The 11064-nt window shown below is 75.7% G+C and carries 11 protein-coding genes; 9 read left to right on the top strand and 2 right to left on the bottom strand.

Features of this window, described 5'->3' with window-relative positions; genetic code table 11:
- Positions 1-24: 24 nt before the first annotated feature.
- Complete coding sequence (locus ACI79O_RS22275) at positions 25-837, bottom strand: DUF3097 domain-containing protein (protein WP_456915230.1); 813 nt, start codon at positions 835-837, stop codon at positions 25-27.
- A gap of 363 nt (positions 838-1200) precedes the next feature.
- Here ACI79O_RS22275 and ACI79O_RS22270 point away from each other — a divergent pair, with 363 nt between their 5' ends.
- The 9 genes from ACI79O_RS22270 (at position 1201) to ACI79O_RS22230 (ending at position 10090) form a co-directional block, all read left to right on the top strand.
- Entirely contained in the window at positions 1201-2187 is a 987-nt protein-coding gene (locus ACI79O_RS22270) for a PRC and DUF2382 domain-containing protein (RefSeq protein ID WP_456891817.1), read from the top strand.
- A gap of 158 nt (positions 2188-2345) precedes the next feature.
- The gene (locus tag ACI79O_RS22265; protein ID WP_456891815.1) at positions 2346-3272 is read left to right on the top strand and encodes an AAA family ATPase; all 927 of its coding nucleotides are present in this window, start codon (positions 2346-2348) and stop codon (positions 3270-3272) included.
- Positions 3273-3363: 91 nt separating this feature from the next.
- Complete coding sequence (locus tag ACI79O_RS22260) at positions 3364-4446, top strand: vWA domain-containing protein (RefSeq protein ID WP_456891813.1); 1083 nt, start codon at positions 3364-3366, stop codon at positions 4444-4446.
- Positions 4439-5560, top strand: a complete 1122-nt coding sequence (locus tag ACI79O_RS22255) for an XdhC family protein (protein WP_456891811.1) — start codon at positions 4439-4441, stop codon at positions 5558-5560. Before ACI79O_RS22260 ends, ACI79O_RS22255 begins: the two co-directional genes overlap by 8 nt.
- On the top strand, positions 5557-6213 hold the full coding sequence (locus ACI79O_RS22250; protein ID WP_456915229.1) for an MOSC domain-containing protein: 657 nt from the start codon (positions 5557-5559) through the stop codon (positions 6211-6213). Before ACI79O_RS22255 ends, ACI79O_RS22250 begins: the two co-directional genes overlap by 4 nt.
- Before the next feature lie 104 nt (positions 6214-6317).
- The gene (locus ACI79O_RS22245; RefSeq protein WP_456891807.1) at positions 6318-7457 is read left to right on the top strand and encodes an NDMA-dependent alcohol dehydrogenase; all 1140 of its coding nucleotides are present in this window, start codon (positions 6318-6320) and stop codon (positions 7455-7457) included.
- A gap of 87 nt (positions 7458-7544) precedes the next feature.
- Positions 7545-8435, top strand: a complete 891-nt coding sequence (locus ACI79O_RS22240) for an AAA family ATPase (protein WP_456891805.1) — start codon at positions 7545-7547, stop codon at positions 8433-8435.
- A gap of 123 nt (positions 8436-8558) precedes the next feature.
- Entirely contained in the window at positions 8559-9410 is an 852-nt protein-coding gene (locus tag ACI79O_RS22235; protein WP_456915228.1) for a VWA domain-containing protein, read from the top strand.
- Positions 9411-9571: 161 nt separating this feature from the next.
- Positions 9572-10090, top strand: a complete 519-nt coding sequence (locus ACI79O_RS22230; protein ID WP_456915227.1) for a hypothetical protein — start codon at positions 9572-9574, stop codon at positions 10088-10090.
- A 19-nt stretch (positions 10091-10109) separates the two neighbouring features.
- Here ACI79O_RS22230 and ACI79O_RS22225 read toward each other — a convergent pair whose 3' ends face one another.
- Positions 10110-10973: a LuxR C-terminal-related transcriptional regulator gene (locus ACI79O_RS22225; RefSeq protein WP_456891800.1), complete on the bottom strand. Its 864-nt coding sequence runs from the start codon at positions 10971-10973 to the stop codon at positions 10110-10112.
- Between the last annotated feature and the right edge of the window lie 91 nt (positions 10974-11064).

Raw genomic sequence — 11064 nt, 5'->3', positions numbered from 1 at the left:
GAGATCGCGCGATCTCGACGGGGGTCAGCCGTCCTGCGTGACGAAGTCGATGAGCTCCTCGACGCGGCCGATGAGGGCGGGCTCGAGGTCGGTCCAGGTGCGCACCCGGGCGAGGATCCGCTGTGCCCAGACGTAGCCGGTGTCGTCCTCCCAGCCGAGCCGGCGGCAGACGCCGGTCTTCCAGCCCTCGCCCCTGGGCACCTCCGGCCAGGCGCGGATGCCGACCACCTGCGGCTTGACCGCCTGCCAGATGTCGATGAACGGGTGGCCGACGACGAGCGCGTGCTGCCCGGTGACCTGCTCGGCGATCCGCGACTCCTTCGACCCGCGCACCAGGTGGTCGACCAGCACGCCGAGCCGCCGGCCCGGCGCCGGGCGGAACTCGCGGACGATGCCGGGCAGGTCGTCGACGCCGTGCAGCGGTTCCACGACGACGCCCTCGATGCGCAGGTCGTGGCCCCACACCTTCTCGACCAGCTCGGCGTCGTGCTTGCCCTCGACGTAGATGCGACCCTCGCGGGCCACCCGGGCGCGGGCGCCGGCCACGTAGGTCGATCCCGAGGCGCTGCGGCTCGGTGCCACCGCCCCCTTCGGCGTCGGGCGGACGAGCACGACCGGCCGGCCGTCGACCCAGAATCCCGGCCCGAGGGGGTAGGCGCGCACCTTGCCGAACCGGTCCTCGAGATGGACGACGTCCTTCTCGCAGCGGACCACCGCGCCGACGAAGCCGGAGCTGGGGTCCTCGACGACGAGGTCGCGTTCGGCGGCCACCTGGGGCGGCGGCTTCTTCACCGTGCGCGGGTGGACCAGGTCGTCGTAGGGCGAGCGGGGCGGCACCTCCCCAGGAGAGCCGATGACCCCGCGCGGCACGCGGCGACGCGCCGGGGCGGGCGGCACCGGAGTGGTGCGCGACACGCCCGGGCGACACGCCGGTGACGATCCGTGGACGTCCCTCGCCGCGGGACGAGCGGGGCGGCGGCCGTCCGGTACGCCTCGTTCTCGCCGTCTGACCTGGGCGGATGCGCTGCGGTGAGCCGACCGCGCGGCCCGTCCGGGACGGCGCCCGGCCCGCCCGGCGCGACGGAGATCGCATCGGGTCGTTTCGGCCGGACGTGCCCGGTCACCCATCCAGGGACCGGAACACCTGAGCTCAGATGGGAGCGAGAGACGACGATGATCGGTACCGACACCATCAGCCGTGTGATCGGACAGGACGTCTACGACGACTCGGGCGACAAGATCGGCTCGGTGTCCGAGGTCTACCTCGACGACGAGACCGGTCAGCCGGAGTGGGCCACGGTGCGCACCGGCCTGTTCGGGACCAAGGAGTCCTTCATCCCGCTGCGGGACGCCGACCTGGCCGGCGACGGCCTGCGCGTACGCGTGAGCAAGGCCAAGGTCAAGGACGCGCCCCGCATCGACACCGACGGCCACCTGTCCCCGCAGGAGGAGCAGGAGCTGTACCGGTACTACGGCCTCGGCTCCGGGACGCAGACCACCCAGACCACGGGCACGGTGACCGACACCGGGACGGCGGGCACCTACAGCGCCGACCAGACCCGCACCCAGCAGGACCTGACCACCGGCGGTGCCGGCATGGGCACGACCGCGGGCACGGGCACCACCGGCCGGGCCGACCGTGACGGCGACGGCGTCTACGACGACGTCCAGGGCCGCACCGTGGGCCACGACACCTCCGGCCCGACCACCGACGACGCGATGACCCGCTCCGAGGAGCACCTCAACGTGGGCACCCAGCGGGTCGAGGCCGGCCGGGCGCGGCTGCGCAAGTACGTGGTCACCGAGAATGTGTCCCAGACCGTGCCGGTCTCCCACGAGGAGGTCCGGGTCGAGCGCGAGCCCATCACCGACGCCAACTACGGCAAGGCGATGGACGGGCCGGCCATCTCCGAGGAGGAGCACGAGGTCGTCCTGCACGCCGAGCAGCCCGTGGTGTCCAAGGAGGCCACCCCGGTCGAGCGGGTCCGCCTGGACACCCAGACGGTGACCGAGCAGCAGCAGGTCACCGAGCAGGTGCGCAAGGAGGAGGTCGAGGTCGACGGCGGCACCACCGGCGTGGCCGGCACCGGCACCACGACCGGGACCACCGGGCGGGACGAGCGCGGCTTCGTGCAGAAGGCCAAGGACGCCCTCGACCGCGACAACGACGGCAAGATCGGCCGCTGACCACGGCCTCGTAGCACCACGGCCCGGGACCGACCGGGCGCACCAGACGGCGGTGGCCGGCCGGAGACCTCGACTCCCGGCCGGCCACCGTGGTGCGTGCCGGCCGGGGACCCGGACGGGCGGACCGGCCCGCCTGCGCAGGTGGGATGCTCGGCGGCGTGACCGACACCACGGCCGCAGCGCCGGCGACCCCTCCCGGGACCGGCGGGCTCCCGGCCGGCCCCGACGAGCTCGCCGCCGCCCTGCAGGCGACCGGGTACCTGCCCGACGAGGGGCTGGCCACCGCCGCCTACCTGGCACTGGTCATGCGCCGCCCGCTCTTCCTCGAGGGCGAGGCCGGTGTCGGCAAGACCGCGCTGGCCCGGGCGCTGGCCGACGTCACCGGCCGCCCCCTCTACCGGCTGCAGTGCTACGAGGGCCTGGAGGCCAGCCAGGCGCTCTACGACTGGGACTTCGGCCGCCAGCTGCTGCACCTGCGGGCCGCCGAGGCCGCGCACGCCACCGCGGACACCGAGACGCTCGAGGCCTCCCTCTACGACCGCCGCTTCCTGCTCGCCCGGCCGCTGCTGCAGGCCCTCGAGGACTCCCCGAGCGTGCTGCTCGTCGACGAGGTCGACCGGGCCGACGACGAGTTCGAGGCCTTCCTGCTCGAGGTGCTGTCCGACTTCACGATCTCCATCCCCGAGCTCGGCACCGTGCACGCCGAGGTCCCGCCGCTGGTGGTGCTGACCTCCAACCGCACCCGCGAGGTGCACGACGCGCTCAAGCGGCGCTGCCTCTACCACTGGCTGCAGCACCCCGACTTCGACCGCGAGGTCGCCATCCTGCGCACCCGGCTGCCCGAGGTCACCGAGCGGCTGGCCCGCGAGGTGGCCCGCGCGACGGCGACGCTGCGCACCCTGGACCTGCTCAAGCCGCCGGGCGTGGCCGAGGCGATGGACTGGGCCAGCGCGCTGCACGCCCTCGGCGCGCGCGACCTCGACCCCGACCTCGCCGCGCGCACGCTCGGCGCGGTGCTGAAGTACCGCGAGGACACCGACCGGGTGCACGCGCTGGCGCGGGGGGCGCTGTTCGGTGGCGGCTGAGCCAGGCATGGGAAGCGATCCGCACGGCTCCCGGGCCGGAGACGTGGGGATTGCTTCCCATGCCTCGGCGCCGCGGGATGTGGTCGGCGTCGTGCTGGGGTTCGCCCGGACGCTGCGGGTGGCCGGGGTGACCGCCTCCCCCGACCGGGTCGAGGCGATGCTCTCGGCCGTGGCGGCGCTCGACGTCCTCGACGCCACCGCCGTCTACTGGGCCGGCCGGCTGACGCTGTGCGCCGGCCCCGACGACCTCGACCGCTACGACGCCGCGTTCGCCGCGTACTTCGGCGGCGAGGCACCCCGCCGGTCGACGTCGGTGACGCGCACGCCGCCCGCGCTGAGCGCCACCGCGCCGCTGGAGCAGGGCAGCGGGAGCGGCGAGGAGGGGGAGGACCCCGCCGACCTCGCCGTCGCCGCGTCGGGGGACGAGGTGCTGCGCCACCGCGACGTCGCCGACCTGACCCCGGCCGAGCGCGAGCACCTGCGGCGGCTGTTCGCCCTGGTGCGCCCGGCCACGCCGATGCGCCCGGCCCGCCGGCGCCGGCCGGCCCCGCACGGGTCGGTGCACCCGGCGCGCACGGTCCGCCGGGCGCTGCGCGACGGCGGCGAGGTGACCCGGCTGCTGCGCCGGCGGGCCCGGCCCCGGCCGCGGCGGGTGGTGCTGCTGGTCGACGTGTCGGGGTCGATGAGCCCCTACGCCGACGCCCTGCTGCGCTTCGCGCACGCCGCGGTGCGCTCCCGGCCGGCGTCGACCGAGGTGTTCACCATCGGCACCCGGCTGACCCGGGTCACCCGGGAGATGCGGCTGCGCGACCCCGACCGGGCCCTGGCCGCCAGCGGGGACGCCATCCCCGACTGGTCGGGCGGCACGCGGCTCGGGGAGGTGCTCAAGGCCTTCCTCGACCGGTGGGGCCAGCGGGGGACCGCGCGCGGTGCCGTCGTCGTCGTGTGCAGCGACGGCTGGGAGCGGGGCAGTCCCGACCTGCTGCGTGAGCAGATGGCGCGGCTGCGCCGGCTCGCGCACGCCGTCGTCTGGGTCAACCCGCACAAGGGGCGCAGCGGCTACGAACCGCTGACCGGCGGGATGCAGGCGGCGCTGCCGTCCGTTGACGCGTTCGTCTCCGGGCACAGCCTGGCGGCGTTCGAGGAACTGTCGGGAGTGATCTCACGTGCGTGATGTCCTTGATGACCTGGTCGGCTGGTGGCAGGCCGGGGAGACGGTCGGCATGGGGACGGTGGTCGCCACCTGGCGCTCCGCGCCGCGCCCCGCCGGTGCCTCGATGCTGGTCGGCCCCGACGGCACGGCGGTCGGCAGCGTGTCCGGTGGCTGCGTCGAGGGCGCGGTCTACGAGGAGGCCAAGGACGTCGTCGAGACCGGCGTGCCCACCCTCGAGCGCTACGGCGTCAGCGACGACGACGCCTTCGCCGTCGGCCTGACCTGCGGCGGGATCCTCGACGTCTTCGTCGAGCCGGTCTCGCGCGAGTCCTTCCCCGAGCTGGGCGAGATCGCCGAGTCGGTGGGCCGGCACGAGCCGGTCGCCGTCGTCACCGTCGTCCGCGGTCCCGAGGACCGGATCGGCCGGCGGCTGGTGCTCTGGCCCGACCGCACCTCCGGCAGCCTGGGCCTGCAGCGCCTCGACGACGCCGTCGCCGACGACGCCCGCGGCATGCTCGCCGCCGGCCGCACCGGCACGCTGACCTACGGCCACGACGGCGAGCGGCGCGGCGACGAGCTGACGCTGTTCGTGTCCTCGTTCGCCCCGCCCGCGCGGATGGTCGTCTTCGGCGCCATCGACTTCGCCGCCGCCGTCGCGCGGGTGGGCGCGTTCCTCGGCTACCGGGTCACCGTGTGCGACGCCCGTCCGGTGTTCGCCACCGCGCGCCGCTTCCCCGACGCGCACGAGGTCGTCGTCGAGTGGCCGCACCGCTACCTGCAGGCCGAGGTCGACGCCGGGCGGATCGACGAGCGCACCGTGCTGTGCGTGCTCACCCACGACCCGAAGTTCGACGTGCCGCTGCTGGAGGTGGCCCTGCGCCTGCCGGTGGCCTATGTCGGGGCCATGGGGTCGCGGCGCACCCACGACGAGCGGCTGGCGCGGCTGCGCGAGGCGGGCCTGACCGACGCCGAGCTGGCCGGGCTGTCCTCGCCGATCGGGCTGGACCTCGGCGCCCGCACGCCCGAGGAGACCGCGGTGTCGATCGCCGCGGAGATCATCGCCGGGCGCTGGGGCGGCACGGGCGAGCGGCTGACCGGCATCGAGGGCCCGATCCACCGCACCGCCGACCGGTGAAGGACCACCCTGCCCCCCACCACTCGCAGGCTCGCGGCGGGCCCCTGCAGGATGGCCGCACCGCTGGGCACGCCGGTGGGCACCTCCCGTACCGGTACGACGTCGAGGTCGTGGGGCTGCTCGTCTCGCCGGTGCACCGCTACGACGGGCGGCCCGCCGGGGTGGTCCCGCCCCAGGACGGCGACCGGGTGACGCGCGTCGAGGTCCGCGCCGGGCACGGGATCGTCGGTGACCGCTACGCCGGCCGGCCCGCGCACCGCGACGCCGCGGTCACCGTGCTGGCCGCGGAGTCGGTGGAGGCGCTGGCCGAGGAGCTGGGCTCCGGCCCGCTGGACCCCCTGCTGGCCCGCCGCAACGTCGTCCTGCGCGGGGCCGAGGTGGAGGCGCTGCGCGGCGAGGTGTTCTCCCTCGACTGCGGGGAGGGCGTGGTCGTGCTGCGCGGCGGGCGGCCGGCCAACCCGTGCGCCTGGCTGGACACCGTGCTGGTCCCGGGCGCGCACCGCGGCATGCGCGGCCGCGGCGGGGTCCGTTGCGCGCCGCTGACCGACGGCGTGCTGCGGCTCGGGGCCGCCGTGCTCGCCGGCGCCGTGCCGCTCGACGCCGCCCGCGCGGGACTGCCCCGCCGGGTGCTGCCCCGCCCGCGACCCGCCTGACCCCGCTCCCCCCGTCCGGGGGTGCCCGGCGTCCTCCCGCGCCCGGACGATGACCCCGCCGAGGACGTGCCGTCGAGCCGCGGCGGCCGAGGACGGGAGGGTCGATGAGGACCAGGGCAGCCGTACTGCGCGACGTCGGACAGCCGTTCGAGATCACCGAGCTCGAGCTCGACGAACCCCGGGCGGGGGAGGTGCTGATCCGCTGGTCGGCGGCGGGGCTGTGCCACTCCGACGAGCACCTGCGGCACGGCGACATCGTGCCCCGCTTCCCGGTGGTCGCCGGCCACGAGGGTGCGGGGGTCATCGAGCAGGTCGGCCCGGGCGTCACCCGGCTGCAGCCGGGCGACCACGTGGTCTGCTCGTTCCTGCCGGTCTGCGGGCACTGCCGCTGGTGCTCGACCGGCCAGTCGAACATCTGCGACATGGGCGCGGCCATCCTCGACGGCCACATGGCCGACGGCACCTACCGCTTCCACGACGAGGACGGCAACGACTACGGCGGCATGTGCATGCTCGGCACCTTCTCCGAGCGCTCCGTCATCAGCGAGAACTCCGCGGTGAAGGTCGACCCCGACCTGCCGCTGGACAAGGTCGTGCTCATCGGCTGCGGCGTCCCCACCGGCTGGGGGTCGGCGGTGCACGCGGCGGCCACCGAGCCCGGCGACACGATCGTCATCTACGGCATCGGCGGGATCGGCATCAACAGCGTGCAGGGCGCGGCGCTGGCCGGCGCGCGCAACGTCATCGCCGTCGACCCGCTGCCCAACAAGCGCGAGGCGGCCGAGCAGCTCGGCGCCACGCACAGCTGCGAGACCGCCGAGGAGGCCCAGGCGCTGGCCCAGCAGCTCACCCACGGCGTCGGTGCGGACAAGGCGATCATCACCGTCGGCGTCGTCGACAAGGAGGTCGTCAGCAGCGCCGTGGACGTCATCCGCAAGGGCGGCACCGTCGTCATCACCGGCCTGGCCGACCCGACCAAGCCCAACATCGAGCTGAACAGCTCGATGCTCACCCTGTTCGAGAAGACCGTGAAGGGCTCGCTGTTCGGCTCGGGCGACCCGTTCCACGACATCCCGAAGATGGTGGAGCTCTACCAGGCCGGTGACCTCAAGCTCGACGAGATCATCACCCAGACCTACACGCTCGACCAGGTCAACCAGGGCTACGAGGACCTGGTCAACGGGAAGAACATCCGCGGCGTGATCGTCTACGACACCCCGCCGCTGGAGGGTGCCCAGGCCTGAGCGGTCCCCCGACGAGGTCTGCACACTGGTCCGCGCGGCCGGTGGGCAGACCTCGTCGGCCGTCCTGAGTCCTCCGAGGGGAGTCGCGTGGCCGCCACCGCCCCGCACCCGGTCATCGGGCTGCGCCGCGAGCGCGAGGTGCTCACCGTCGCGCTGCGCACCAACCGGCACGTCGTCCTGGAGGGGCCGCCGGGGACGGGCAAGTCCACGCTGCTGCGCTCGATCGCCGCCGACGTCGGGCAGGAGGTCGTCTTCGTCGAGGGCAACGCCGAGCTGACCCCGGCCCGGCTCATCGGCCAGTACGACCCCGCCGCCGTCCTCGCCGACGGCTACGTGCCCAGCAGCTTCACCGACGGGCCGCTGCTGACGGCGATGCGCGGGCACGGGCTGCTCTACCTCGAGGAGCTCAACCGGATCCCCGAGGAGACGCTCAACGTCCTCATCACGGTGCTCACCGAGGGCGAGATCACCGTGCCGCGGCTCGGCCACGTCAAGGCGGCCGCCGGCTTCCGGCTCATCGCCGCGATGAACCCCTTCGACGCCATCGGCACCGCGCGGGTCGGTCAGGCGATCGCCGACCGCATGTGCCGGGTCGTCCTCGGCTACCAGGACGCCGCCGCCGAGCGGGCCATCGTCGCCGCCGTCACCGGGGCCCCGCCGGCGCTCATCGGCCTCGCCGTCCGGCTGGTGCGCGCCTCCCGGGAGCACCGCGATGTCCGGATGGGCTCCTCGGTGCGGGGTGCCACCGACCTGGTGCTGCTGCTGGGCGGCCTCCTCGACGTGCGCGGCCAGTCGGGGCTGGGCGCCGAGGGCGCCCGCGAGACCGCCCGGGACGCCGCCTACGCGGCGCTGTCGGGCCGGATCCGCATCGCCGACGGCGTCGAGCGCACGGCCGAGGCGGTCATCGACGAGATCCTCGACGACGTCTGGCCCCCCGACGGGACACCACCGCCGGAGGACGAGGCCGCCGATCCTTGAAGGCCCCCGGACCAGGGTGGGGGCGAGGGCGCGCCGGAGTCCCCGGCGGGCGCCGACTCCGCGTCGTCGCTGCGCCGCGACCGGCGCTCGGGCACCACCCGCCGGCAGACCAGCCGGCGGGAGATGGCGGCGCGGCACGAGGCCTTCGAGGAGGTCAGCCCGGAGGTCGGCGAGCTCGACGAGGAGGCCTTCGCCGCGCTGATGGCCGAGGACGCCGACGCCGCGGCCGCGCTGCTCACCGACCTCGCCGCCGCCACCGACCGCGACCTGCGCTCGGCGGCCCAGCGGCTGGCCGCGCGGGTGTTCGTGCAGGTCGGGCGGGTGGGCCGCACGCGGACCCGCGGCACGCGGCGGCTGGTGCCCGACCGGCGCGGCGACGGCGACCTGGACCTCGACCGCACCCTCGACCGCTGGGACGTCGGGACGCCGCTGGCCACGGGCGACCTGGTCACCCGCACGTGGACCGGGCACCGGCGGGTCGTGTGCCTCGCCGTCGACACCTCCGGGTCGATGACCGGCCTGGGCGTGGCGATCGCCGCGGTGGCGGCGGCCGGCGTCGTCCTCACCGGGGACGAGAAGCTGCGGACCGGCCTGATCACCTTCGGCCGCGAGGTCGACGTCGTGCAGCGTCCGGGGCAGCGGCGCGCCGCCGAGGACGTCGTCACCCACCTGATCGGCCTGCGCGGGCACGGGATGACCGACCTCGCCGCCGCGCTGCGGGCCGCCCGGCTGCAACTGGCCGCGGAGGTCGCCGACGAGCGCGCGGTCGTGCTGCTGTCGGACTGCCTGCACACCACCGGGGACCCGCCGGAGAGCGCCCTGGCCGGGATCGACCGGCTCGACGTGCTGTGCCCGCTGCCCACCCCGGAGGCCGAGGCGGCGGCGCGGGCGCTGGCCGGGCGCGGCGGGGGCACCGCGCACATGGTGCGCACGGTGCGCGACCTGGGGCCCGCGCTCACCCGCCTGCTGGGGTGAGGAAGCGGACGCGCGGTGCTGATCATCGGATGCGTGCACGTCCGCACGGCGTGTCGTCCCGTGTCGCGTGCACACGTCCGATGATCGACTCGGGGATCACCGATGATCACGACCGGGTGGCTCGTGATCCCTGCGGCCTGTCCGCCCCGCAGGATGACGGCGTGGACGCGTGGCTGCTGCGGGCGCCGTGGTGGGCGCTGTCGCTGGTGATGGGCGCGCTGGTCGCCCCCGGCCTGGTGCTGGTGGTCCGGTTCGTGGGGGACGAGAGCTGGACCGCCGCGGTCGTGACGGGCGTCGTGGCGGCCGTCGTCTGCGCGCCGGTGCTCGGGCTCCTCGTCGCCCGGGACACCCGGGACACGCTGGACGCGTCCGGCCCGGTCCCGCACCGTGACCGTGCGCTCGTCGAGCGGGCGGCACGGCGCGGCCCCGTCCCCGAGGACGACGACCTGCGGGAGGCCGCGCTGCGCGTGGTCGAGGGCCGGCTGGCGCTGGTGACGCGGACCCGGACACGCGCCGTGGTCACCACCGTCGTCCTCGCGCTCCTGTGCGCCGGGGTGGCCCTCACCCGGTCGCCGTGGTGGTGGGCCGGCGTCGTCGTCTGCGCCGGCCTGTCCGTGCTCGTGCTGGTCACGCCCGCGCGGCTCCGGCGCCGCGCCGACCTGCTCCGCCGGCAGCGCTGAGCGGACCGGCAGTGACCTGCTACGGCAGCAGGCCCAGCCTCCGCGCCCGGACGACGGCCTCGAGGCGCGTGTGCGCGTCGAGCTTGGTCATCGCCGAGCCGAGGTAGCTCTTCACCGTCTCTGGGCGCAGCGACAGGCGGGTCGCCGTCTCCCGGTTGCTGCACCCCAGCGCCACCTGCGTGAGGACGTCGACCTCGCGAGCCGACAGGTGCACCGGCGCCGGCGCGGCGTCGGGGGCCGCGCCCAGCGCCGCGAGCCGGGTGCACGCGTCGAGCAGCCGCTCCCGCAGCGCGGCGTCGCCGGTGGCCTGCGCAGCCAGCCGCAGGTCGGCGTGCACCGCGCGCACCTCCTCCCAGCGGGCCGGGTCCTCGGCCGGTGCGGGCCCGGCCGCGGCGGTGGCCATCAGCGCCAGCCGGCGGTCCACCTCGTCGCGGACGGCGAGCTCGGCGCCCATGCGGGCGGCGGCGCGGGCCAGCGCGTCGCGCACCCGGTCGCCGATCGACCCGCCCTCCCGGCTGGCCGCGTACAGCACCGCCCGCGCCCGCCCGCCGACGAGCACCGGGACGGCGGCGACCGTGCGCAGCCCCTCGGCGAGCACCGGGCCGTCGTACTCGTGGGTGATGTCCAGCGCCCGCTCGTAGTCCTCCACGCCCGCCGGCCGGCCCTCGCTGAGCACCCGCCCGCCCAGCCCGGCGCCGGTGCGGATCTCCAGCCCCCGCAGGTGGGGGGTGCGCGTGCCGACCAGCTCGTCGATGCGGGCGGTCGGGCCCTGCACCGGCCCGGCGGCGAAGACCACGCTCATCCCCGACCGGGCGTGCACCTCGCGGACGGCGGCGCGCAGCGCGTCGCGGTCGTCGGGACGCGCCGCCGCGGGAAGGGACACCCGGGACCTCCTCACCGGCACCGACGGTCGTGATCCAGGTCACGCTAGCGCAGGTCGGCGGGCCGCCCGGCGAGAACGGGGGTGGTGGCCT

The organism is Geodermatophilus sp. SYSU D00696 (assembly GCF_054050235.1).
This window is presented reverse-complemented; position numbering and strand designations above follow the sequence as displayed.

Excerpts from the sequence above, each read along its gene's own strand:
- ACI79O_RS22235 (WP_456915228.1), top strand. The coding sequence starts at position 8,559 with ATGGCGGCGCGGCACGAGGCCTTCGAGGAGGTCAGCCCGGAGGTCGGC.
- ACI79O_RS22245 (WP_456891807.1), top strand. The coding sequence starts at position 6,318 with ATGAGGACCAGGGCAGCCGTACTGCGCGACGTCGGACAGCCGTTCGAG.